We start from the raw sequence: 25,118 nt of genomic DNA, 5'->3' as shown, positions 1-25,118 counted from the left end.
AGCTTTATTTTTGAATTAATTGATTGTGTCGGCAATCGTCCAAGTTACTTGACCCGTGTATTTACCAGATTTACTGTTGGCAGGAACTCTTAATTTCCATTTCTTTGCGCCAATGTAATCGTTCAATGATTGGTTCAACATTTGACCGGAAAATCCTTCAGATTTGATTGGAACAGGGGATGTCGAAACAGTTCTCCAGTTGTTGGATTCATTGCCAGCCTGATGGAAGAACATGGCATCGTCATTGTCGTTGATCAATTTGTCACTACCATTAGTTAAAGGAGCGTTGTTGTTATCGTAACTGACACTGACTTGGAAAGGCGTTTCAGCGGTGTGGTTGATGATTAAATTACCAGTAGTTTTGACATTTGGTAAAATCCGTTCAGAATCAGTCATATTGACGCTACCGAAGTCGATATTAGTAGGAACCTCTACGAATGAAGTTGTTTGTGGTGCTGCTTCGATGTTGACAACGGCCGGTTGTTCAGTTTGAATGCTGTCGTATTGCTGGCCGGTATTAGTCGTTATATTGGTCATATAGGCTGTATTAGAAGCTGTAGTTTTATCGATAGCTGTAACTTTGGCTTGGAAAGTTATTTTGTTAGTTATGGTGTTAGATAAAGTTCCCAGTGAGAAATTCAAATCATTTTGTTTAACGCCATTTAATGCCACGCTACCGGGAACTAATTCTAGTCCAGCAGGTAGGTTATCTTTGAAGTTACCACCAGTTACATTGGAAGTACCATTACTGATAAATTGGACTTCATAGTCGATGATGTCGCCTTGTTTGGCGGTTGTCTCACTAGAAAAGGCACCGTTTGGATCATCAGTGTTATTTCTGACTTGTTTAGTGAAACGATATTTGAAGGTTGGCGTCTCAACGGGGATGTCGACACTAGCTTCGTAAGTCTTTGAATCGCTTTGTCCTTTATTATTACCAGTGAATTTAGCTGTATTAGTTAATTTGCCATCAGTTAGATTGTAGGGAGCTTGGTTGTTGATTGTGGCACTGAAGGTGTATTTAGTTGAAGTTTTATCAGGAATAGAAGTCCCAGGGTTAAAGTCGATTGTGTCGCCATTAGCCATAGAAGTATTTACTGAATTAGGATCAAGAGTTAATCCCTTAGGCAATGCATCTAATATTCTAGTTAGTTGCCAATTTGAGTTGTAACCGTCGTTTCTGACAGTTAACGTGAAGTTTAATTTATCTCCGACGTGATTTTTGCCATCAGTTGAGGTTTCGTTGGTGTAAGTCTTTTTGACGGTAGGAACAGCATAGCCAGAAATTGTTGCACCGATGTTGGAAACGTATTTCTCAACTTGACCTTTAGCTAAATTTGTTTCTGGCCATCTGAGTGTATAGGCAGTGTCTTGCTTTCCACTACTATCTACAATATCGTATTCACGACCATAATTTGAACCTACTAGTAGATTAGCATCAGCATCAGCCTTTGTATCACCCATTTGACTTGAGGAAGGGTTCGAAGCCCAAGGTAAACTGGGATCACTAATATTAGAACCAGTATTATTGACTTTACCTTTGACACCCCAATTAGTCGGATTTGTCAAAACTCTACCCATGAAGTCTTGGAAGCCACCATCAACGTTGTTTGTAACGAATAGTTTAGAGGCAGGATCGTAGTTAGAACCACTTAATAGATAGAGTCCTTGTCCACCGCCAATGGCAAACATAGGAACATTATCAACCGTTTGATCATCATTGTTAGGATTTAATCCTGTATCTTCACCGTAAAAAGTTTGAAATTGAGTGCTACTAGAATCAGCGTTATAAACATATAATTCACGTTGAACAACAGGTGAACCAGATGGTGAAGGTCTTAATACTATTTCTACATAAACATCCTTAGGACCATAATAACCGACTAATTTGAAAACTTTTTTTCCGTTAGAATCAGTCCCAGTATAAAACAACTTACTTGTATTACTGGATGAATCAATTATCGATAATTTATTAAGGAGATTCATATCTTTATAAAAATATGAAGTACTATTACCTGTAAGTAATGCATAGTCAATTGAAGTGTCTGAAGCAGTTTCAGGATTTCCATTGATATAGGCATTTTTATTTTGATGAAGTATTCCATAGTATTTTCCATTATAATCTAGAAAAATATTGATTTTTGAATTATTAATTGTTGGAGCATTGTTAACAGTGCCAGTCGAACTTGCCTTTGTGATAGTATTATCGCCAGCTTTGACATTACCATTAACATCACGCACCGTACCAAATGCGTATCCAATTGAAATATTGCCACCTATAGGTATCGTGTCATAGTCATTGGAAGGGCTATTGGATTTGAGTTTCCAATTATCAATACCATCGTATTTACGCATGACTTTTTCTGCATTTTCAACGTCAGTTTGATTAAGAGCTTTGACAGTCGTGGTATTGAAAGTCAAAACCATCAACAAAGCTGTAAAAAAGAGCAAGAATAGTTTGGGAATCGTCTTATAATTTCTCATATTGTTTTCCCCCGTGGTAGAAATACTTTTATATAAAGTTTCTTAATTTAGAATATATCTATACATTAAGTATTATAAAATGAAACAAATATCCTTTTGATTCAGATATTAATGATTTTTCTTTCATAAATTGAATTAATTTAATTAACGCAAAGGAGACTAGATGTGGATCAACTTTTTACTATTGGACAGCTATCAAAACTCTTTAATATCAAGGTTCCAACGTTACGTTATTATGATGAAGTCGGTTTATTGAAACCAGCAAAAATCAATAATAAAACCCATTATCGCTATTATTCCACCCAGCAATTTGAGCGTTTAAATGTCATCACTTATTTGCGAGCCCTAGATTTGCCGATTGATGCTATTAAGCAATTTTTTGATGCGCGAGATATAAATAAATTGGAAGCCATGTTGAAAGAACAAAAATTGCAAGTTAGAAAACAAATTACGGCTTTGGAAAATATTGACCGTCGAATCGATGCGCGAATTAATCAAGTTGAGGATGCGGTCAATAGTACTTTAGATAAGATTGAAGTAGTTGATTTATCAGCAATATCAGTTGTTTATTTGGATGAGGATTATCAACCTAGCGATGATATTGAATTTCCAATCGTAACTTTGCGCAAACGTTTTGGATTGGATAAGAATATTTTCTTAGGAAAGATTGCCTTAACGGTTTCACGTGAGAATTTGTTGGCAAGACGATTTGACAGTTACAGTGGATTGTTATTAATTTTAGAACCCGGTGATTCCGGGGATGCGACTGGTATGTTAAAAGCTGGCAAATACACTCGTTTGAGATTTCACGGAACGCATGATACGGCAGCGATTCAGTACCAAAAATTGTTGCAATATTGTCAAAAGCATAACTTTGAAATTAGTGGTCCAGCGATTGAGACGGCTTTGATCGATTATGGTATTACGGATGATTTTGACAAATATGTGACGGAGATTAAAATTCCTGTCAAAGACAATTGACCCTCTAGTGACTAGAGAGTTTATAATTTTTGTTAATAAATTTACGAGGGGGGATCTCATGATAGGGACGTTTTTTAATGTTGCCATGATTTTAGTGGGTAGCTTTGCCGGTAGTTATTTCAAAAAAGGAATCAAACCTGCGTATAATGAGATTCTGACGCAAGCACTAGGACTCGTTGCGATGGCAGTCGGTATCAATGCGGTCGTGCAACACATGCCAAAAAGCCACTATCCAGTTTTGTTCATCGTCAGTTTGGCAGTTGGCGGTGTTATCGGACAGTGGCTCGATTTAGAAAAGCATTTTGATAATTTAGTTGGGAAATTTTCCAAACCTAGTGCTGATGGAAAAAGTAATCTAGCAGAGGGGTTGGCAACTGGAATCTTGTTGTACTGCATCGGTTCATTGTCGATTTTAGGACCAATTCAGGCTGCTTTGAACAAAGACTACACATTCTTGTTCACCAATGGGATGTTGGACGGAATCACTTCGATAGTGTTGGCGTCAACCTTTGGCTTCGGAATGGCTTTCGCAGCAGTGGCAGTATTTTGCTGGCAAGGTAGTATTTACTTAATCGCCATGTTATTGCAAAATTCAATCAACGCCGACATGATCACAGAATTGACTGTGGTTGGTGGAATTTTGATTTTGGCTTCTGGATTAGGCTTGTTGAATATTAAGAAAATTAAAGTGTTGAACCTCTTGCCATCTTTGGTTGTACCGATTGTGGTGGTTGGGGTTTTGCAGATGTTTTAAATTGGTCAGACGATTGTCTGGCTTTTTTATTTACATTACAATAGAGTTATTAATATTCTTATAGGTGGTAGATATGGATTATAGAGATTTGAAAATTGGAAAGTATGGATTACCAACATGGGATGCGTTAATTCCAAATGTTTTGCATTATTTAGGAGATGGGAATGCCAAGAATTCTAAAATGATTTTTAAAGATATAGCTGACTCGCTGAATTTACCAAAAGATTTGAGAGAAGCCACTTATCCAAATAACCCTAATGCCAATATGATTGAGGATAGAGTTAAATGGGCAATAAGCGAACTATATACTGGAGGAGCACTTGAACGGCCATCACGTGGTGTTTATAAAATATCTTCAATCGGTAAAGGACTTTTAAAATTAGATGATGTGAAATTAACCAGAAATAAAGTACATTCATTGCCAGATTATGTTAATCATAGAAATGAATTAAAGGAACGTAACAAAATTAAGGGTGTTGCTGAAAAAGAAGATGTTGAAGATAACAATGATGATAATTTTCCAGAAGAAATGAATGTCATTGATAATTTAATAACACAAACTGATAAATATAATAATGAAATTGCTGCTAATTTATTAAAGAGAATTCAAGATGCAGAACCGGCTTTTTTTGAAAATTTAGTTGTGAAATTGTTGGTTAAAATGGGTTACAAGGGTCCAAATGGTTCTTCAAAAGTCACTCAAAAAACCAATGACGGTGGAATTGACGGTATAATCAATCAAGATCCATTGGGAACAAGTACAGTTTATATTCAAGCTAAGAGATACAAAGATGACAATGTCGTTCAAAGACCAGCAATCGATGGTTTCTTTGGAGCTTTATCTCGTGTTCACGCTGATCGTGGTGTGTTTATTACTACTTCACATTTTTCTAGCAGTGCCATTTCTACGGCTAAGAATTTCTCAATTGTTTTGATTGATGGCATTCAATTGACTAATTTGATGTTGCAATACCAAGTTGGTGTGCAAGTTAAGAAGCATTTAGATTTGTTTGAAATTGATGAAGATTTTTTTGAAGATTAATTATTATATGAAATGCAAAAAGCCAGGCAAAATGTCTGGTTTTTTTGTATCCAATCATTTGTATAATTTCATAAATGTAATATTATTCTAAAAATTTCAAAAATGAATTAAATTTTAATCAGTTATTTCGTAATTTAGGAGTCTTTTTTTGATAAGATAAACTCAAGTATGTAAAAAAATTTACAATCGCAATTAAGTCTTTACATTTGTTTAGAGGGGGGTCAAATTGTGATAAAAACTAATGAATTAGATTTTGAAAATGATCTAATCAATCATTTAGTTAATTTAGGTGGAACAAAGCAATGGAGTTATCTTCCAAATATTAAAACAACTGATGATTTGTGGGCTAATTTCAAAAGAATTGTTGAGCAGCATAATCAAGATCGGTTGGATGCTCCATTAACTAGATCTGAATTTCAACAAATAAAAGTTATTATTGGTCAATTAGAAACACCATATCAAGCAGGACAATTTCTATATGGAATGAATGGAATATCTCAAGTCGAAGTGGATTTAGATAATGGTAAACATGTTTATCTCAAGATATTTGATCAAGATAATATCGGTGCAGGAGATACTATTTACCAGATTGTTAATCAAATTGAACGACCAGAAATTATACCAGGACGAAAGAATCGTCGTTTTGATACAACGTTATTGATTAATGGGTTACCAATTTTACAAATTGAGGAAAAGGCCGATGGGCATGATGCTAAAGAAGCCTTGAATCAGATGCATCAATATATTGAAGAACGTCAATATACTGACATTTTTTCAACTTTACAAATATTGGTTGCAATCACACCTCATGACAGTAGATATATGGCAAATACCACAGCGGATAAATTCAATACTGATTTTGCATTCCGTTGGCAAAAAGCTAAAGACAATAAACCTGTTTTTGATTGGAAAGAATTCTCCAATTATATGTTGTCAATTCCGATGGCACATCAAATGGCTACTAATTATATGATTTTGGATGGAACGCCAAAGCATCAAATGATCAAGGCCATGAGACCATATCAAGTTTATGCTACGCAACGTGTCATTAGGAAAATACGTGAGCATGATTTCAGTATTGGTGAGCAGGGAATAGGGTATGTTTGGCATACAACTGGTTCGGGTAAAACTATTAGTTCGTTTAAAGCTGCTTGGTTAGCATCGCGCTTGCCAAATGTTGATAAAGTTGTTTTCTTAGTTGATCGAATTGCTTTAACTAATCAAACTGTTGATGAATATAAAGCTTATGATCCAGAGAATACCGCTGAAAGTAATGGAGGAGTCGTTACAGATACGGCTAATCGGTGGGTTTTATCTAAAAAATTATCCAAAAATGGTAATGGGATTATTGTTACCTCTACTCAAAAGATGGATTCAATGGTTCAAAGTAGTAATTTTAAAAAGATTGATAAAAATATTGTTTTCATTGTTGATGAAGCACATCGTTCAACCTCGGGAGATATGCTAAAAAGAATTAAAAATGGATTTCCTAAATCAGCTTGGGTTGGCTATACGGGTACGCCAGTTTTTGATGAGCATCCTACAACTCAAGAAGTTTTTGGTGATTTAATTCATGCCTATACGATTAGAGATGCCATTGCCGATGGAAATGTTTTGGGTTTCAAGGTTGATTTTGAAACAACTTTATCGGATTCTGTTTTACGTGAACAATATTTGCCTGAGTATTTTAAAGGGCGCTATCCTGGGATGTCAGATGAAGATATTGAAATGCGCATCGATAATATGACCGATGCGGATATGGATGATACTGTTGAACCTTCAGTTTATGATAATAATCCCAAACATATTAAATTAGTTGTTGATGATATTATCAAAAATTGGAATAAGCGTTCAAGGCAAGGTAAATATAATGCTATATTGACTACTCATGTCGGTGGTGGCAAAGCTTCAACACCTATGGCAATGATGTATTATCGTGAATTTAAAAAGCGTGATTCTGGTTTGAAAGTAGGAATTACTTTTAGTCAAACTACATCGAATAGCGATAATCAATTAGAGAACAATCAAGATTTGCGAGAAGCAATGACTGATTATAATAAAGAATTTGGAACTAGTTTTGGGGATCAGGATGTTAAAGATTACACTGCTCAAGTAATTTCTAGATTGAATAGAACTATTGATGATGGTAAATATTTTGATATTGTAATCGTTGTTGATCAGTTACTTACCGGATTCAATGCTCCACAGATGAATACGTTATATGTTGATCGTACTCTGCATGGTTCAGCTTTGATTCAAGCATATTCAAGAACAAATCGTGTTTATGACATGCAAACAAAGCCATTTGGACGGATAGTTAATTATCGTTGGCCACATCAAACTGAAAAGTTAATGAAAGAAGCATTAGCAATTTATGCAAACCGTGATTCTGCCAATATTCAATTGGAGTTAGATACTGGAGATGGAGTAATTGCTAAAACTTATGATGAAGTTAAATCAGAATTAAAAGAAGTTACTACACAGTTAAATGATTTTTCTGATGGCTTTATAAGAATTCCACAAGATGATAATCGAATTGAAGAAATGTATTCATCGTTACGTAAGTATAATCATTTGATGGCTATGGCTAAACAAGATGATAAATATGATGATAAAGATCCAGACATTCTTTTGAATGAATTAGGAATGGACACGGATACTGAAGAAGTACTAACAACGACTTTAAGTAATCAATTAAAGAAAGAGGTCGCTCGAATTCATCATGTTGATGTGTCACAAATTGATCTTCAAATGGAACACGTTAAAGCAATACGTGTTAATTACGATTACCTAGAGGAATTGATTGCTAACTTAATGAATCAGTATCATGACGAAGACTTTGAAAATGCTGATAAAACAGCCAAAGAAATTAAGTCAATTTCTGATAAGGTTGATAATCGTAAGTATGCTGAACAGATTAATCAATTTACTGATGATATTTTAAATGGCAATGTTAAATATTCGGACACATATCCGGTAAAACAAAATGAAATTAAAAAGTTAGTTTCAGGTCATAATGCCATGCGTTTGCGTAATGATATCTTTGACTATAAGAAGAGTTGGGGATTGACCGACATTGAAGCATCTCAAGATATTAATAAATTGGTTTCAGAACATGTAAAAGATGCTGACGATTTGAATATCGATGGTGCATTAGATGAAATAGTCAAAGAAGCATGTGTCGTTTATCAAACTGATGCTGAATCTGACAAAGTTAAGGAATTATCAAAGATTAAATATCGTACTCATTTGAGAAGAAGTTTTAAAAAATTTGCAGATCAAATGGTTGATAAATATTAGGAGAAATTATGAGTAAAGCACAAGAAATAACTAGTCAAATTTGGGAAATGGCAAACCGTTTGCGGAGTAATATGGATGCCAGTGAGTATCGTAATTATATTTTAGGATTTATGTTTTATCGTTATTTGTCAGAACATCAAGAACAAAGAATGGTACAAAATGATTTGATTGATGTTGAAGAAGGACAAAGTGTTAATGATGCCTATGTTGAACAAGCTAGTGGTGATGATTTAAATGACTATTTGGAAGAATTAGCCGATTCATTAGGTTATGCCATTGCTCCTCAATATACATGGCAAACGATTGTAGATAAAGTAAACGATAATTCAATTGCACCATCTGATTTTCAAGATATGTTAGATAGTTTTAATCATAATGTCGATTTGAATAAAAATGCTAAACAAGATTTTCATGGTGTGTTTGCAGATATGAATTTAGGTAATTCACGATTAGGTCAAACAACTGCGGCTAGAGCAAAAGCTTTGGTTGAAATCGTCAATTTGGTTGATGAAGTTCAATATAAAGATGATGATGGGCATGATATTTTAGGTGATATTTATGAATATTTAATTGCTCAATTTGCTGGTAATTCTGGTAAAAAAGCTGGGGAATTTTACACACCTCATCAAGTTTCAGAAGTTTTGGCTAAGCTAGTAACTATTGATTTGAATCCTAAAGAGGATAAACCAAGTGTTTATGATTTTGCTTGCGGGTCTGGATCATTGCTACTAACGGTTCAGGAACAAATTAAAGATCGTAGTTTGTTCTATTACGGGCAAGAATTGAATACAACCACTTATAACTTGGCTCGTATGAATTTAATGATGCACGACGTTTCATATATGAATATGGATTTACGTAATGCTGATACTTTGGAAAGTGATTGGCCTGATGGCGTCGATTCAGATGGTGTTGATCATCCACGTAGCTTTGATATGGTTGTAGCTAATCCACCATATTCAGCTCACTGGGATAATAACGATAATAAAATGAAAGATCCACGTTTTAAAGAATACGGTGGTTTAGCACCAAAGACTAAAGCTGACTATGCATTCTTACTTCATGGGTTATATCATTTGAGCAATGAAGGTACTATGGCAATTGTTTTACCACATGGTGTTCTATTCCGTGGTGCTAAAGAAGAAAAAATTCGTAAAGCATTGTTAAATAAAAATCAAATTGATGCTGTGATTGGTTTACCTGCTGGATTATTCTATTCAACTGGAATTCCAACATTAGTTATGGTTTTGAAGAAGAATAAGACGAATAAAAATGTCATGTTCATTGATGCAAGTAATAATTTTGAAAAAGGTAAAAATCAAAATATCCTTCGTGACGATGATATTAGCAAGATTATCAATACATACAAAGAACGTAAAGATGTTGATAAGTATGCTCATATTGCTCCAATGAGTGAAATTGAAGAAAATGATTTCAATTTAAATATTCCACGTTATGTTGATACTTTTGAACCTGAACCAGAAATTGACTTGGGTGAAGTTACTAAAGAAATTCAAAGAAATAACAAAAAAATTATGGAAAATAAAAATGAGTTGCTTTCAATGATGAAAGAACTCACTTCTTCTGATGAAAAGACTCAAAATGATCTTGATGACTTTATCTCTATGTTGAGTGATGAGGTGAATAATCATGGATAAAAAAATGGTGCCTAAGGTTCGATTTAAAGGGTTTACTGACGATTGGGAACAGCTTGAATTATCTAAAATGGTAGATGTTTATGACGGGACTCATCAAACACCTAAATATCAAAAATCTGGAATAATGTTTTTGAGTGTTGAAAACATAAAGACATTGAAGTCTAATAAATATATTTCCAAAGAAGATTTTGAACAGGATTTTAAAGTATATCCTCAAAAAGGAGATATACTAATGACTCGTATAGGAGATATAGGAACTGCAAATATGACACAAATTAATGATCCCGTCGCATATTATGTCAGTCTAGCACTAATAAAGCCCTTTAAAATTAATTCAAACTTCTTAACGTTTTCTATATCATCCGATTCTGTTCAACGTGATTTGTGGAAAAGAACACTACATGTTGCATTTCCTAAGAAAATTAATAAAAATGAAATAGGAAAAATACAAATTAGTTTTCCAAATGAAAGTGAACAAATTTCAATAGGAAAAATTTTAATATTGGTTTCTGAATGTATAACTCTACAACAACAGCAGTTAAACTTATATATCAAGCTAAAAAAAGGATTATTGCAAAAACTATTCCCTAAAAATGGGGAAATGGTACCTGAGATAAGATTTGCTGATTTTACTGGAGATTGGGAACAACGTAAGTCCGGTGAGATTTTTTCTTCGACTTCAAAAAAAGGATATCCTGAATTACCCGTATTATCTGTTACACAAGATCATGGTGTTGTAAAAAGAGAAAATTTAAATATAGATATTAAGTACGATAAAACTACACTGAAAAATTATAAACTAGTCTCTAATGGAGATTTCATAATAAGTCTAAGATCTTTTCAAGGTGGATTTGAATTATCCAGAACTCGAGGTATTGTAAGTCCAGCATATACAGTATTTGAATTTAAGAATCCACGCGAACATAACCATGAATTTTGGAAAAACTGGTTTAAAACATTTAAATTCATTCAATCTTTAAAAACCATAACGTTTGGAATTAGGGACGGAAAGTCGATAAGTTTTTCGGAATTTAAAAGTTTGAGAAATACTTTTCCGGCTGATGTTAAGGAACAAGAACAAATTGGGAACTTATTAGAAAAGATTGACAGTGTTATCAATCTACAACACGAACAATTAAATAAATTAGAATCATTAAAGAAATATCTCCTACAAAAATTATTCATTTAACAAAAAGACAAACACAACAATTTAAATATTGTCATGTTTGTCTTTTTACATTAATTGAGCCATTTGCCTCATTATTTTTTCGCCATCTTGTGTTTCTAATTCCTGAATAATATGAAGATAGGTTTCTTGAGTGGTGGTCATATTAGAATGCCCCAATCTTCTTGCAACACTGGCGATTGAAACCCCAGCAAATAAGAGAATTGATGCATGAGTATGTCTAAGTCCATGGACAGTAATGACAGGAACTTCAGCACGTTTGCATAGAACAGTTAGACGGTTGTTTACAGTCGAATTAAAAACACGTTGCTTAACAAATATTGGCTCATTTTCAGGTAAATCTTTTACCATTTGAGAAAACTGCATAGCAATCTGCCAATCAAGTTGAACCTTTCTAATTGAGGAGAAGTTTTTAGTAGGTTGAAAGCCACCTTTAGTTGCACGATAATTCCAAGTTTTACTGACACTCAATAATTGCTTAGAAAAGTCAAAGTCATTTGGAGTAATTGCCAAAGCTTCCGCAAATCTCAATCCAGTTTTAGCTACTAGTAAAATATACCAGTCCCAATTTAATTCTGTTCCTAAATCAAGTTGTCTGATTAATTGTTGCAACTCATATTGATTCAAAAACTTAGGCTTCTTATTGCCTGGCTTTTTCCCTTTAATAATAATCTTTCGAGTAGGGTTTTGTTTGATCAATCCCTCATCTACAGCATCCATAATGGCACTTTTTACTTGATGATGAAAATCTTGAGTAGTTTGTTTCTCATGTTCTAAAGCATAATCATTAATCAATTTCTGATAAGTTCGTCGATTTAAATCATTTAACTTTAATTCTGGAGCCAATTTAGTAATCCATTTTAGGCTCATATAGTATTTGTCCAAAGTGACTGATCTAATGGCGTTGACCTTGTACAATTCAATCCATTCTTCATAATACTTATAAAATAATTGTGATGATTTAGTTCTGGGCATAGAAAAAACCTCCGAATAATTTATATGGTATTAAATTTAGATACCAGTATTTATTATCCAGAAGTTGAAAATTCTAGCATTCGATTTTGTTAAATAAATAACTTTTGTAGTAAATATTTCTTTAAAGCTTCTAATTCATTCAATTTTTCTTGTTGTAGATTTATTACACTATTTAAAGAATCTAAAAAATTACTAATTTCTACTTGTTCATCAAGATTGGGTATTGTTAGCAACAATTTTTTTAATTTACTAAGGTACATATACGTTCTAGATCCACCTTGCTTTTGAGTAATGGCAAAACGTTTAAATTCTTCGCCATCATTAAGTTGATATTTTAGATATTCAGAATCTAGTTTATTATTAACGGTAAATACTGGATAGAGAGTGCTTACAATACCGTTATCTACTAAATTATTGATATTAAATTTAAAAATAAGGTCATCAGACATATGTCGGTAAGTGAAATATCCTCTAGGTACAATGTTGTATCCTATGTTATTCTTCGATGCTATTTGATTCCCATCATAATAATCAGTTTGAAAAAAGAGTCCTTTTCTTGAAGAAGTTAGAACTGGATATTGATTATTAATAGTTGTTGTTTTGTTGAAGGGTACTATAAGTGTACCCAACTTATGCTGTTCCCAATCTCCAGTAAAATCAGCAAATCTTATCTCAGGTACCATTTCCCCATTTTTAGGGAATAGTTTTTGCAATAATCCTTTTTTTAGCTTGATATATAAGTTTAACTGCTGTTGTTGTAGAGCAATTGTTTCTGCAATGATTTTTAATAAATATCCTAACTTTTTTTGTTCCAATTGAGTAGGATAAAATTGCATTACTTTTTCTATAGTTTTTTTAGATAAACTAGGTACACCTGATGCCTCATTCAATTTTTTCCAATTGAACTTTTGAACAATTGCATATAAAAATAATATTTCAAAATTAGACTTTGGTGTCATATAAAATAATGTGTCGACTGTCCAGAAAGGTGCTTTCAAATATTGTGGTTTATCTATTGTACCTTTTCTTCCAAGACCAATGCCGTCAACTTTGGATAGTTTTTCATCAACTGAAAGCATATAACCACCAGTGCCATATACGGGGATGTTTCCTTTATTTAAATGTTTATAATCTTTGCCAGAATGTATAATTAGAGTATTTTGAAATGAATGCTGTTCCCAATCAGTAATATACAAATTTTAATGATAGTATAGATGCACAATTATGTTTTGCCAGAAGGCAAGGTGTATTAGATTAATAATTAAATTTTTAAATAGAATAAAGGAGATATAAATGTTAGAGGGAATAATTGGTGGCATATTAGGATTAATTGGAGTTGGGATTTCTTTATATTATTCAAATAAGATCAATAAAGAAAATCAAAAATTTCAAAAAGAACTAGAAGAAAAGAGATCTGCGGATGAAATTTGGCGTAGAAAATACGAAGTGCTTGTAAAATTAATTGGTTATAGATTCGATTTCAGTGGAAAAGAAAGTTTGTCTGCTATTAATAGTATTGCTGCATTATTTTATGATTCGGATGATGTAATGAATGCTGTTAAGGATTTTTATGATTACAGTACGTTGCCAGGGGTTGTAAAAAATACGGAAACATCCAATGATAAATTGGTTACTCTTTATATGGCTATCTATTCAGATTTAGGTATAGATAAAAATGTTGATAAAAGTTTTCTAAAAAGAGTTTTTCTTTATGATTCGAGACAAGATAAAAATTAGACTCAAAAAGACTAGACACATGCCTAGTCTTTTTAGTTAGCTATAAACCATCAATACAAATTAATAACTCTCTCTCCAGCAACAAACTCATCTTTCCCAATCTGATAATAAGCGTCATCCCCAAAATAAACAGGCTTCTCAAGAGCAACCCACTCACTACCAACGGCCAAAGTCTTCCCAGTGTCATTGAATTTCCCATCAAAAACAGGGGCAGGCAAAACTGGTCCAACTCTCAAAGTAATCGTCTTTTTCTCGAAGTTTTTTCGATTGTGATGACCACTGAAACCTTCAATTTCATCAAATCGAATCCATTCATTAGTCGCAACTCGATAATAAATCTCACCATTTCTTGAAACAGTCTGATCATAAAACCAAGCTGTCTTCGGAGCCAGAGCTCGATTGCGAATCAAGCTGAATTGATTGTTATTGAAAGCATACAGCGTTAAAAATGGTTTATCACCAATAGTAGTGACGGTACCTGAATAACTCGAATCGATTGGTCCGTTATCAGTTGGAAAGAAATTATATGTGGTAGTTTTCGCTGATACGTTGACCAAATTTGTGCAAGGTACTAAAAGAGCCAAAACAGAAAATAAACTCAAAATGTGGTATTTTTTCATAAAAACTCCTTCTAATTGTATTTGCACCGCCAGTATAGCAAAGAATAAAATTTCTTACTGGGTTTAAATGCAAGTTTTTTAGAGATAAAATATACGACCAAGTGTTCGCTTGGTCTTTTTTATTTCCACTAAAATTGATACAATATCATAGGTAAAGATTGGGGATAAAATAATATGAAAATACTCTTTGTAGGAGATGTCGTAGGTTCTGTCGGCATTAAGGCAATTGAAACATATCTACCTGAAATCAAAAAGAAGGTTAAGCCACAACTAACCATCGTCAATGGCGAAAATGCTGCTGGTGGTAAAGGAACCAAAGAACCTGACTATCAAAAGATCACTCGTGCTGGTGCTGATGTGGTCACAGGAGGAAATCATACTTGGGATAAACGTGAAATCTTGGACTTCATCGATGATCCTAAGAAAAATATTTTACGTCCATACAATTTCCCTGGAAAAAATGTTCCTGGTCGTGGCTTTATCGAAATCAACGTCAATTCTAAAAAAGTCTACGTCATCAACATGATGGGAACGGCAATGATGCGTGCACTCGATAATCCATTTTTAGCTGCTGATAATTTGTTGAAGACTTTGGATGATGATGCCATTAAGTTCGTTGACTTCCACGCTGAAACTACTAGTGAAAAGATTGCTTTTGCCAATTATATGGTTGGTCGTGTTTCAGCAGTTGTCGGAACTCACACCCACGTTCAAACAAATGATGCACAAGTTATTAACAAGCAAACAGCACTTTTGACCGATGTCGGAATGACTGGTTCATATGACGGTATCTTGGGTGACAAAAAAGAACCAATCATCAACAACTTCTTAACTCAAAGACCTAATCGCTTCGATGTCGATGAAGACGGTCGCATGCAAATTAATTTCTGTGTCGTCGAAATCAATGACAAGACGAATAATGCGCGTAGTATCAAAAATTATGTAATTACACCAAACAATCAAACTTTCTTGAATTAATTAAATGGAGGGAATTCATGCCTCAAAAAACTAAAGAAACACCAATGATGGAGCAATATCTGGAGTATAAGAAACAATACCCAGATGCTTTTTTGTTATATCGAGTTGGTGACTTTTATGAAATGTTTTACGACGATGCTGTCAAAGGTTCGCAGATTCTCGAATTAACTTTGACATCCCGCAACAAAAAAGCTGACGAGGGCATCCCAATGTGTGGAGTGCCGCATCACGCAATCGAAGGCTATATCGACACCCTTGTGGATAAAGGTTACAAAGTTGCTGTCTGTGACCAACTAGAAAATCCTGCTGATGCTCAAGGAAAGATGGTCAAACGTGGTGTGACTCGCGTGGTTACTCCCGGAACTATTATGGACAAAGCTAACCAAGCCAAGGAAAACAACTATATTACAGCAATTACTGCTCATAAAGATGTCTTCGGTTTAGCTTATGCTGATTTATCCACCGGCGAAGTCAAAGTTACTTCAGTCAAAAACCAATTAGATTTAACCAATGAATTGCAAAATCTCGATACTAAAGAAACAGTTATTTCAGGTAATTTCCCACAAAAGTACCTCGACCAATTGCGTAAATATGGTATCTTGATTTCTAAATTGGATGAGTTGGATGACAATTACAGTTTTGATTTTTCACAAATTTCAAGTGACCAAGAAGTCGATACGGTCAAGTTGTTGATCAGTTATTTGATTAAGACTCAAATGCGTTCACTCGACCATTTGAAACCGGCTCAATCATATGAAACTTCCGCTTATTTATTGATGGACCATTCTGCTCAAAGCAATTTGGAACTTTTCAAAAATATTCGGACTAATAAGAAGTCGGGAACACTTTTGTGGCTTTTGGATGAAACGAAAACTGCCATGGGAAGTCGACTTCTCAAACAGTGGTTAGCAAGACCTTTGATTTCAGTCGATAAATTAAAAGAACGTCAACATTTCGTTCAAGTATTCTTGGATAATTATTTCCAAAGATCATCTTTCCAAGATTATTTAACAAAGGTTTATGACCTTGAGCGTTTAGCTGGTCGAGTGGCTTATGGGACAGTTAATGGCCGCGACTTGATTCAATTGAAGACGTCTTTACAACAAGTGCCAGAAATCAAATCAATTTTATTAGATATCGGTGATGACGAATTGACAGCCTTTGTGGAAAAAATTGACGAAGTGGCTGATATTCGTGATCTAATCGATCAGGCCATCGTTGAAGAAGCTCCAATTTCTGTTACTGGCGGAGGTTTGATCAAAGAAGGTTACAACGACCAACTTGACCAATATCTCGACGCTTCAAAGAATGGTAAAAAGTGGTTGGCTACTTTAAAAGCTAAAGAACAAGATGAAACTGGTATCAATAATTTGAAGATTGGCTACAACAAAGTCTTTGGTTACTACATCGAAGTCAGTCGGGCTAATATCGACAAAGTTCCAGAAGACCGCTATACCAGAAAACAAACTTTGGTTAACGCCGAACGCTATATCACACCTGAGCTAAAAGAAAAAGAGAGCATGATCCTAGAGGCTGAAGAGAAGTCAAAAGGTTTGGAATATCACTTATTTGACCAAATTCGCCAAAAGATCAAAGACCAAATCAGACGAATCCAAGCACTAGCTAATATTTTGTCACAGCTCGATGTCCTCCAAAGTTTTGCGGTCGTCAGTGAAGATTACCACTACATCGCTCCAGAGTTTGTGGATAAACACGAGCTAAAAATTACTAACGGACGCCACCCAGTTGTGGAAAAAGTCTTGAGTAATAACAGCTATATTCCAAACGATGTCAATTTCGACAAAGATACTGATATTTTGTTGATAACTGGTCCCAATATGTCCGGTAAGAGTACTTACATGCGGCAATTAGCTTTGACCGTTATCATGGCTCAAATTGGATGTTTTGTTCCCGCTGAGAGTGCAAAATTGCCAATTTTTGACCACATTTTCACGAGAATTGGTGCCGCCGACGACTTGATTTCTGGTGACAGTACTTTCATGGTCGAAATGCGTGAAGCCAATGATGCTTTGAAGAATGCTACTGAAAACAGTTTGATCATTTTCGATGAAATCGGTCGAGGAACGGCTACTTATGACGGAATGGCATTAGCTCAAGCAATCATCGAATACATCGACAAAAACGTCCATGCGATGACGATGTTTTCAACTCACTATCACGAATTGACTGAACTAAAAAGCCAATTACCGGGTTTGAAAAATGTTCACGTTGATGCTTCTGAAGAGAATGGCGACTTAGTCTTTTTGCACAAAGTATTGCCCGGACCTGCGGATAAGTCTTACGGAATCCACGTTGCTAAATTAGCCGGATTGCCAGAAGAAGTTTTGAACAGTGCTAGCAAGATCTTGAGTACCTTAGAGAAAACTTCCGTTCATACGACTACTTCTGAAAGTATTCATGAACCGGCTGCGGTTGAACCTAAACCAATTGAAAAAGTCGAAGAACAACCAGAAACAGTGTCTGCAGTAGAAGATGACGAACAACAGTTGTCGCTTTTCCCAGAACCAAAAGTATCGAAAAAGAAGTTATCCACCAAAGAATCACAAGTGGTCAAAGAGATTTCTGAACAAGATTTAATGGGTATTACCCCAATTGAAGCCATCAACTTACTATACAAATGGCAAAAGAAACTCAAATAAATTTAATTAAAAGAAGGTGGAAAAATGGGTATTATTCATGAACTACCAGTTGAATTAAGCAACCAGATCGCAGCTGGGGAAGTTATTGAACGCCCAGCATCAGTCGTTAAAGAGCTGGTGGAAAATTCCATCGATGCCAAAGCTACCCAAGTTTTAATTACGGTCGCTCAAGCAGGGTTGAAGTCGATCGAAGTCAATGACAATGGAAAAGGAATCGCCAGTGATGATGTTGAAGTAGCCTTTTTGCCCCACACGACTAGTAAAATTTCGACTGACCGGGACTTGTTCAATGTCAAAACCTTAGGATTTCGTGGTGAAGCTTTAGCCAGTATCGCTTCTGTTTCTAAACTGACAGTTGTGACAAGTGTGGACGGCAAGTCTGCTCAACGAGCTAAATTTTCTGGCAACGAGTTGATTAAAAAAGAAACTTATGCTCGCTCAAAAGGAACAACGATGACAGTTGAAGATTTGTTCTTCAATACGCCCGCTCGCTTGAAATACGTTAAATCGCTGCACACTGAATTGAACAAAATTGTCGATATCGTTGACCGTTTAGCTATGGGTCATCCCGAGATTTCATTTCGCTTGATTCATGAAGGTAAGGACTTAGTCTGGACTTCTGGCAACAACAATTTACAACAGACGATTGCTGGAATTTATGGTCGCACGATTGCTAGTCACATGCTTGATTTTGAAAATTCTGACCCTGATTATCAGATCAAAGGTTACTTTTCAAAACCAGATACGACTCGTTCTAATCGTTCTTACATTTCAATCATCTTAAATGGTCGCTACATTCGTAATTTCCAACTAACTAACGCTATTATCAGAGGTTACGGTTCGAAGTTGATGGTGGCGAGATTTCCAATTGCGGTAGTCGATATCACCATGGATCCAGCATTAGTCGATATCAATGTCCATCCGACAAAACAAGAAGTTCGTTTGACTAATGAAGGTCACATCGGCGATTTGATCAGTAATGGGATTCGTAATCGACTATCAGACCAGAACTTGATTCCTGATGCGGTCAAAAATCTTGGCAAAAAGGAAATCACACCTAAGGTTGATACGTATAAACCTGAACAAATCAGCTTAAATGATGTTTCAACTATCGATAAAATCAATGAGCCACTAATGACCGCTACCGCTGAACCAGCACCAGAATTTCAAAAACAAAAACCTGTAGAAACACCAATGGACGGGATGCCAATTTTTAAAAATCCACAACATCTCAAAGCTTGGGACCGACGACTCAAACAAGAAACCGACCAAAAAGTTCGAGTAGTAGACTCACAACAAGCAACCCAACAAGAACCAATATCACAAGAAGAAACGATAGGTTTTCCAGATTTGCGCTATATCGGCCAAATTCATGGAACTTATTTAGTCGCTGAGAGTGAAGATGGCTTTTACTTGATAGATCAACACGCTGCTCAAGAACGGGTCAATTACGAATACTATCGTAAAGAAATTGGTAAAGTTTCTAACGACCAACAAAAATTGTTAGTTCCAATCGTCTTGGATTATCCTAACGCTGAGAGTATCTTGATCAAGGAAAAGAAGTCAGTTTTGGAGAGTATCGGTTTATACTTGGAAGACTTTGGTCAAAATAGTTTCGTTGTCAATACGCATCCCACTTGGTTTGTGCCGGGACAAGAAGAGTCGACTATCAAAGAAATGATTGACTATGTCTTAAATGATTCTAAAATTAGTGTGGCCAGTTTCCGTGAAAAAAATGCCATCATGATGAGTTGTAAGCGAGCTATTAAGGCTAATCACCACATCACTGACAATGAAGCACGAAAATTATTGGAGAATTTGACTAAAGCCGAGAATCCTTATAATTGTCCCCATGGTCGTCCAGTTTTAGTACAATTTAGTAACAAGGACCTCGAGAAAATGTTCAAGAGAATCCAAGATCCACACGATACTAGAGAGAGTGAATAAATTATGTTTGAATATTTGAATGGTTTAATAACATCAGTGACTCCTTCATATATTGTGGTGGATGTCCAAGGTGTCGGCTACAAAGTACAAGTGGCTAACCCTTATCGTTACGAAGAAAATCAAGAAGCTAAAGTTTTTGTTGAACAAATCGTCCGTGATAATGAACAGTCATTGTATGGCTTTTATGATTTGAATGAGAAAAATATTTTCCTACATTTAATCAGCGTTTCAGGAATTGGGCCAAAGAGTGGTTTAGCCATTTTAGCTGGGCAAGACTTGCAAGGTTTGATCCATGCAATTGAAAATGATGATGTCAAATTCTTAACTAAGTTTCCTAAGATTGGTAAGAAGACCGCTCAACAGATCATCTTGGATCTATCTGGTAAATTTACCGCTGAAGGTCAGATGACTCTAGGTGAAACCCCAGCTGTCTTAAGTAACGGCAATCAAGAACTAGAAGATGGACTAGCAGCCTTAGATTCACTAGGTTATTCAGCTAAAGAAATCAGTAAAGTAAAGTCACAATTAGAAAAAGAAAATCTCAAATCTGCCGACGAATACTTACGTGCCGGTTTAAAATTATTGAGTTAGGGAGGTGTAGATTATTCAAAACGATGATGAACGTTTAACGGATGCCGATTCATTAGATAATATTGAAAATATCGTTGAACAAACGCTCCGTCCCCAAAGTTTCGACCAATATTTAGGTCAAGAAAAAGCCAAAAAAGAATTAGATGTTTATATCAAAGCTGCCAAACAACGTCAACAAACTCTAGACCACGTCTTACTATATGGACCTCCAGGGTTAGGTAAAACAACTTTGGCTATGATTATCGCTAATGAAATGGGCGTCAATATCCATACGACAACTGGTCCTTCGATTGAAAAATCTGGAGACTTAGTAGCTGTTTTGGATGAACTAGAACCAGGCGACGTTTTATTTATTGATGAAATTCATCGTATGCCTCGAGCAGTTGAAGAAGTTTTGTATTCAGCGATGGAAGATTTCTATATTGATATCATTGTTGGTCAAGGTAGTGAATCTCGTTCATTGCATCACCAACTAGTGCCTTACACTTTAATTGGTGCGACGACGGCTGCTGGGAAACTTTCCGCTCCACTAAGAGATCGGTTTGGAATTGTTGAAAGAATGGAGTACTATACCATAGATGAATTATCTAAAATTGTTTTCCGTTCTGCACGAGTTTTAAACATCAATGTCGATGAAGAAGGGGCTCATGAGATTGCTAGAAGATCGCGTGGGACACCTAGAATTGCCAATCGTTTGCTCAAACGTGTTCGTGATTTTGCTCAAGTGGCTAATCAAGATACGATTGACTATAAGATGGCAAAATCTGCTTTGAACCAATTACAAGTTGACGATGCTGGCTTAGATCACTTGGACCGAAGAATTTTAGAGATGATCATTGAACTCTATAATGGTGGTCCCGTTGGTCTAAAAGTCATCGCTGCTAATATCGGTGAAGACCAAGAAACAATTGAAGAAGTTTATGAACCATATCTTATGCAAATGGGATTCTTGAAGAGAACTGCCAAGGGTCGTGTCGTGACAAGAAAAGGTTATGAACACATGGGAATACCTTATCCCGAAAAAAACGAGTAAAGTGATTTACTCGTTTTGGCGTATCTAAAGAATTTTGTTAAACCACATAAAAGGAGATTACATTAATGTCACTATCAACCGAAGATTTTGATTATGATTTACCAGAAGAACTAATTGCTCAAACGCCTATCAAAGATCGTGATCATTCAAGACTATTAGTTTTGGACCACGAAACAGGAGAATATCAAGACAAGCATTTTTATGACATCTTGGATTATTTGAATCCAGGGGATGCTTTAGTTATGAACAACTCTCGAGTTTTACCGGCTCGTTTGTACGGAACTAAAGAAGATACTGACGGTCACGAAGAAGTATTGTTGTTGAACAATATTGAAGGTGACAAGTGGGAAGTTTTGATGAAGCCAGCTCGTCGTGCCAAAGTCGGTACAAAGGTTCAATTTGGCGATGGTCAACTAGAAGCTGAAGTTTTGGAGGACCTTGAACACGGTGGAAAAATCATCGAATTTCGTTACCAAGGGATCTTCATGGAAATTTTGGAACAATTAGGTGAAATGCCACTTCCTCCATATATCAAAGAAAAACTCGATGATCCTGACCGTTATCAAACTGTTTATGCCAAAGAAAATGGTTCAGCTGCTGCTCCAACTGCTGGTTTGCATTGGACTAAGGATTTGCTAAAACAAGTTGAGGCTAAAGGCGTTAAATTAGTTTATGTAACTTTACACGTTGGTTTAGGAACATTTAGACCTGTAACTGAATCTGATGTTGATAAGCACGTAATGCATTCAGAATTTTATCGTTTGGATGAAGATTCAGCTAAAACTTTGAATGAAGTTAAGAAAAATGGTGGCAAGATCGTCGCTACCGGAACTACTTCAATCAGAACGCTAGAAACTATCGGTACTAAGTTCAATGGAGAAATCAAAGCTGACAGTGGTTGGACTGACATCTTTATCAAACCTGGCTACGAATGGAAAGTTGTCGATGAATTTATCACTAATTTCCACTTGCCAAAATCAACTTTGGTTATGTTAGTTGCCGCATTTACTGGTCGTGAAAATATCTTGAACGCTTATCGTCACGCGGTTGAGGAAAAATATCGTTTCTTCAGTTTCGGCGATGCAATGTTCATTAAGTAGAGGGAATATATGGAACCAGCTGTTAAATATACATTAATTAAAAAAGAAAAGCATACTGGTGCACGTTTAGGTATGTTAGAGACACCACATGGAACATTTGAAACACCGATCTTCATGCCGGTTGGAACGGAAGCTTCAGTTAAAAATATGGCACCTGAAGACCTAGAAAAAATTGGCGCTACGATCGTCTTAGCTAATACTTATCACTTGTGGTTGCGCCCCGGTGAAGACATCGTTAAAGAAGCCGGTGGTTTGCACAAATTCATGAACTGGAACAAAGGTATCTTGACTGATTCTGGTGGTTTTCAAGTCTTTTCACTAGCTAATACTCGTGACATCACTGAAGCTGGAGTTCACTTTAGAAACCATTTGAATGGTCGTCGTGAATTCTTGTCACCAGAAAAAGCTATCAAAATCGAAAATTACTTAGGCCCAGATATCATGATGAGTTTGGATGAATGTCCACCATTCTTTGAAAGTTATGACTACATCAAAAAATCAGTTGCTAGAACTAGTCGTTGGGCTGAACGTGGTCTAAAGGCTCACCGTAATCCTGATTGGCAAGCTTTATTTGGTATCGTCCAAGGAGCAGGTTTTGAAGATTTACGTAAACAAAGTGCCAAAGACTTAGTAAGTATGGACTTCCCAGGTTATTCAATCGGGGGACTTTCAGTTGGAGAATCAAAGAGCGAGATGAATCGTGTGCTTGATTTCACAACACCATTACTACCAGAAAACAAACCTCGTTACTTGATGGGAGTAGGTACGGCTGACTCCTTGATCGATGGTGTAATTAGAGGAATCGACATGTTTGACTGTGTCTTGCCAACGAGAATTGCCAGAAATGGTACTTGTATGACAACTCACGGTCGTCTAGTCGTTAAGAATGCCAAATACGCCAGAGACTTCGGTCCAATCGATCCAGACTGTGACTGTTACGTATGCCGCAACTATTCACGTGCTTATATTCGTCATTTGATCAATGCTAACGAATTGTTCGGTACACATTTGACTAGTTACCACAACTTGTACTTCTTGTTGAACTTGATGAAAGGCGTTCGTCAAGCTATCAAAGATAATAATCTACTAGAATTTAGAGAACACGTCTTTGAAGATTACGGTTTCAACAAAGCAAATGCCAAGAATTTTTAGAAGATTTTGATAAGAAAAACCTACTAGTGTGGAAAGACAGGAAAATTTTTGTTAATCTATACTTATGCAAATTATTAAGAGGTGGAAAATTTGAATATGCTTACATTAGGCGCTGCAGGTGCTGGTGGATCAATGGGACTCATGATTTTTGTCGTTATCATGTTCGTTGGTATGTACTTTTTGTCAATTCGTCCCCAAAAGAAGCAACAACAAAAACGTCAAGAAATGCTTAAAGGCATGAACAAAGGTGACAAAGTTGTCACTCTTGGTGGTATCAAAGGTGTTATCGCATCAATCGACCGTAACAACAAAGAAGTTGTCGTAGATTGTGACGGAATTTATCTAACATTTGACTTAAACTTCATTCGCCGTGCTGAACCAGGTAACAGCGTAACAGCTGCTAAAGAGGACAGTGCAGAAGCAAAGAATGAAAAGAAAGAAGCTCCAGCTGAAGAACCAAAAGAAGCTGAAACTGAAAAAGTAGAAACTGCTGACGAAAAACTAGCTGAAGATCAAAAGGTTGAAGAACCAAAAGCTGAAGAATCAAAAGACGCAGAAGATACAAAAGAAGAAACAAAATAATTAATCAAAAAGATTGAAGCCAAGCGCTCCAATCTTTTTTTGTAGATTTTGATGTTAATATTTTGATCTTAAGGTTTTGTTTTTTGTCTTTTCATTTGAACTTGTTTTTGATTTTAATCTTTAAGACAGAGAAGCAAAAAAAGAAAAATCTAGTCGGGAGCAAAAGCCCTGTGATGGCTCAGCCGTGAAATTTCTCTTGGCAATTTATTGCCTAGTGAAAGGTCGAGCTTGAAGACTTTGCCCGGTCTTGGGCTTAGCAAAGGCTCCAAGTCGTGCCCACAGCGTTCTGCTATACTCCCTTTGTGGTTGACATATGAAATGGAATAATTTCAGATGGA

19 protein-coding genes are annotated in these 25,118 nt (G+C 35.7%); 15 read left to right on the top strand and 4 right to left on the bottom strand.

Annotated features, from left to right (window positions below; genetic code table 11):
• Positions 1-15: 15 nt before the first annotated feature.
• On the bottom strand, positions 16-2,484 hold the full coding sequence (locus FC88_RS07340; protein ID WP_057814291.1) for a DUF11 domain-containing protein: 2,469 nt from the start codon (positions 2,482-2,484) through the stop codon (positions 16-18).
• Between the two features lie 165 nt (positions 2,485-2,649).
• Here FC88_RS07340 and FC88_RS07335 point away from each other — a divergent pair, with 165 nt between their 5' ends.
• The 6 genes from FC88_RS07335 (at position 2,650) to FC88_RS13135 (ending at position 11,408) form a co-directional block, all read left to right on the top strand.
• Positions 2,650-3,465, top strand: a complete 816-nt coding sequence (locus tag FC88_RS07335; protein WP_057814290.1) for a MerR family transcriptional regulator — start codon at positions 2,650-2,652, stop codon at positions 3,463-3,465.
• Between the two features lie 58 nt (positions 3,466-3,523).
• Positions 3,524-4,219 (top strand): DUF554 domain-containing protein, encoded by a 696-nt coding sequence (locus FC88_RS07330; RefSeq protein WP_057814289.1) that lies wholly within the window; start codon positions 3,524-3,526, stop codon positions 4,217-4,219.
• 73 nt (positions 4,220-4,292) lie between these two features.
• Positions 4,293-5,261: a restriction endonuclease gene (locus tag FC88_RS07325; protein WP_057814288.1), complete on the top strand. Its 969-nt coding sequence runs from the start codon at positions 4,293-4,295 to the stop codon at positions 5,259-5,261.
• 225 nt (positions 5,262-5,486) lie between these two features.
• Positions 5,487-8,561, top strand: a complete 3,075-nt coding sequence (locus tag FC88_RS07320) for a type I restriction endonuclease subunit R (protein ID WP_057814286.1) — start codon at positions 5,487-5,489, stop codon at positions 8,559-8,561.
• 8 nt (positions 8,562-8,569) lie between these two features.
• Positions 8,570-10,219: a type I restriction-modification system subunit M gene (locus tag FC88_RS07315; protein WP_057814285.1), complete on the top strand. Its 1,650-nt coding sequence runs from the start codon at positions 8,570-8,572 to the stop codon at positions 10,217-10,219.
• Positions 10,212-11,408, top strand: a complete 1,197-nt coding sequence (locus FC88_RS13135) for a restriction endonuclease subunit S (protein WP_083484597.1) — start codon at positions 10,212-10,214, stop codon at positions 11,406-11,408. Before FC88_RS07315 ends, FC88_RS13135 begins: the two co-directional genes overlap by 8 nt.
• Before the next feature lie 45 nt (positions 11,409-11,453).
• On the opposite strand, the gene FC88_RS07305 is transcribed toward FC88_RS13135, so the two are convergent.
• Positions 11,454-12,380 (bottom strand): site-specific integrase, encoded by a 927-nt coding sequence (locus tag FC88_RS07305; protein WP_057814284.1) that lies wholly within the window; start codon positions 12,378-12,380, stop codon positions 11,454-11,456.
• Positions 12,381-12,469: 89 nt separating this feature from the next.
• Positions 12,470-13,576, bottom strand: coding sequence for a restriction endonuclease subunit S (locus FC88_RS12640; protein WP_083484596.1), 1,107 nt, complete (start codon positions 13,574-13,576; stop codon positions 12,470-12,472).
• A 97-nt stretch (positions 13,577-13,673) separates the two neighbouring features.
• On the opposite strand from FC88_RS12640, the gene FC88_RS07295 reads away from it, so the two are divergent.
• On the top strand, positions 13,674-14,117 hold the full coding sequence (locus tag FC88_RS07295) for a hypothetical protein (RefSeq protein WP_057814283.1): 444 nt from the start codon (positions 13,674-13,676) through the stop codon (positions 14,115-14,117).
• 50 nt (positions 14,118-14,167) lie between these two features.
• Here FC88_RS07295 and FC88_RS07290 read toward each other — a convergent pair whose 3' ends face one another.
• Positions 14,168-14,737, bottom strand: a complete 570-nt coding sequence (locus tag FC88_RS07290) for an SLAP domain-containing protein (protein ID WP_057814281.1) — start codon at positions 14,735-14,737, stop codon at positions 14,168-14,170.
• Positions 14,738-14,911: 174 nt separating this feature from the next.
• Here FC88_RS07290 and FC88_RS07285 point away from each other — a divergent pair, with 174 nt between their 5' ends.
• The 8 genes from FC88_RS07285 (at position 14,912) to yajC (ending at position 24,780) form a co-directional block, all read left to right on the top strand.
• The gene (locus FC88_RS07285) at positions 14,912-15,715 is read left to right on the top strand and encodes a TIGR00282 family metallophosphoesterase (protein WP_057814280.1); all 804 of its coding nucleotides are present in this window, start codon (positions 14,912-14,914) and stop codon (positions 15,713-15,715) included.
• Positions 15,716-15,732: 17 nt separating this feature from the next.
• The gene (gene mutS, locus FC88_RS07280) at positions 15,733-18,375 is read left to right on the top strand and encodes a DNA mismatch repair protein MutS (RefSeq protein ID WP_057814279.1); all 2,643 of its coding nucleotides are present in this window, start codon (positions 15,733-15,735) and stop codon (positions 18,373-18,375) included.
• Positions 18,376-18,399: 24 nt separating this feature from the next.
• Entirely contained in the window at positions 18,400-20,322 is a 1,923-nt protein-coding gene (gene mutL, locus FC88_RS07275) for a DNA mismatch repair endonuclease MutL (protein ID WP_057814278.1), read from the top strand.
• 3 nt (positions 20,323-20,325) lie between these two features.
• Complete coding sequence (ruvA, locus tag FC88_RS07270) at positions 20,326-20,913, top strand: Holliday junction branch migration protein RuvA (RefSeq protein ID WP_057814277.1); 588 nt, start codon at positions 20,326-20,328, stop codon at positions 20,911-20,913.
• Positions 20,914-20,926: 13 nt separating this feature from the next.
• The gene (gene ruvB / locus FC88_RS07265) at positions 20,927-21,946 is read left to right on the top strand and encodes a Holliday junction branch migration DNA helicase RuvB (protein WP_029606454.1); all 1,020 of its coding nucleotides are present in this window, start codon (positions 20,927-20,929) and stop codon (positions 21,944-21,946) included.
• 65 nt (positions 21,947-22,011) lie between these two features.
• Positions 22,012-23,046: a tRNA preQ1(34) S-adenosylmethionine ribosyltransferase-isomerase QueA gene (queA, locus tag FC88_RS07260; RefSeq protein WP_057814276.1), complete on the top strand. Its 1,035-nt coding sequence runs from the start codon at positions 22,012-22,014 to the stop codon at positions 23,044-23,046.
• A 9-nt stretch (positions 23,047-23,055) separates the two neighbouring features.
• Positions 23,056-24,198: a tRNA guanosine(34) transglycosylase Tgt gene (gene tgt / locus FC88_RS07255; protein WP_057814275.1), complete on the top strand. Its 1,143-nt coding sequence runs from the start codon at positions 23,056-23,058 to the stop codon at positions 24,196-24,198.
• Positions 24,199-24,294: 96 nt separating this feature from the next.
• Complete coding sequence (yajC, locus tag FC88_RS07250; protein ID WP_057814297.1) at positions 24,295-24,780, top strand: preprotein translocase subunit YajC; 486 nt, start codon at positions 24,295-24,297, stop codon at positions 24,778-24,780.
• The last annotated feature ends 338 nt before the right edge of the window (positions 24,781-25,118 follow it).

The sequence above is a fragment of the Companilactobacillus futsaii JCM 17355 genome, assembly GCF_001435505.1.
Taxonomy (GTDB): Bacteria; Bacillota; Bacilli; order Lactobacillales; family Lactobacillaceae; genus Companilactobacillus; species Companilactobacillus futsaii.
This window is presented reverse-complemented; position numbering and strand designations above follow the sequence as displayed.

Coding starts and splice junctions, on each gene's coding strand:
- FC88_RS07340 (WP_057814291.1), bottom strand. CDS start 2,484: ATGAGAAATTATAAGACGATTCCCAAACTATTCTTGCTCTTTTTTACA.
- FC88_RS07330 (WP_057814289.1), top strand. CDS start 3,524: ATGATAGGGACGTTTTTTAATGTTGCCATGATTTTAGTGGGTAGCTTT.
- FC88_RS07325 (WP_057814288.1), top strand. CDS start 4,293: ATGGATTATAGAGATTTGAAAATTGGAAAGTATGGATTACCAACATGG.
- FC88_RS07315 (WP_057814285.1), top strand. CDS start 8,570: ATGAGTAAAGCACAAGAAATAACTAGTCAAATTTGGGAAATGGCAAAC.
- FC88_RS13135 (WP_083484597.1), top strand. CDS start 10,212: ATGGATAAAAAAATGGTGCCTAAGGTTCGATTTAAAGGGTTTACTGAC.
- FC88_RS07305 (WP_057814284.1), bottom strand. CDS start 12,380: ATGCCCAGAACTAAATCATCACAATTATTTTATAAGTATTATGAAGAA.
- FC88_RS07295 (WP_057814283.1), top strand. CDS start 13,674: ATGTTAGAGGGAATAATTGGTGGCATATTAGGATTAATTGGAGTTGGG.
- FC88_RS07290 (WP_057814281.1), bottom strand. CDS start 14,737: ATGAAAAAATACCACATTTTGAGTTTATTTTCTGTTTTGGCTCTTTTA.
- FC88_RS07285 (WP_057814280.1), top strand. CDS start 14,912: ATGAAAATACTCTTTGTAGGAGATGTCGTAGGTTCTGTCGGCATTAAG.
- mutS (WP_057814279.1), top strand. CDS start 15,733: ATGCCTCAAAAAACTAAAGAAACACCAATGATGGAGCAATATCTGGAG.
- mutL (WP_057814278.1), top strand. CDS start 18,400: ATGGGTATTATTCATGAACTACCAGTTGAATTAAGCAACCAGATCGCA.
- ruvA (WP_057814277.1), top strand. CDS start 20,326: ATGTTTGAATATTTGAATGGTTTAATAACATCAGTGACTCCTTCATAT.
- queA (WP_057814276.1), top strand. CDS start 22,012: ATGTCACTATCAACCGAAGATTTTGATTATGATTTACCAGAAGAACTA.
- tgt (WP_057814275.1), top strand. CDS start 23,056: ATGGAACCAGCTGTTAAATATACATTAATTAAAAAAGAAAAGCATACT.
- yajC (WP_057814297.1), top strand. CDS start 24,295: ATGCTTACATTAGGCGCTGCAGGTGCTGGTGGATCAATGGGACTCATG.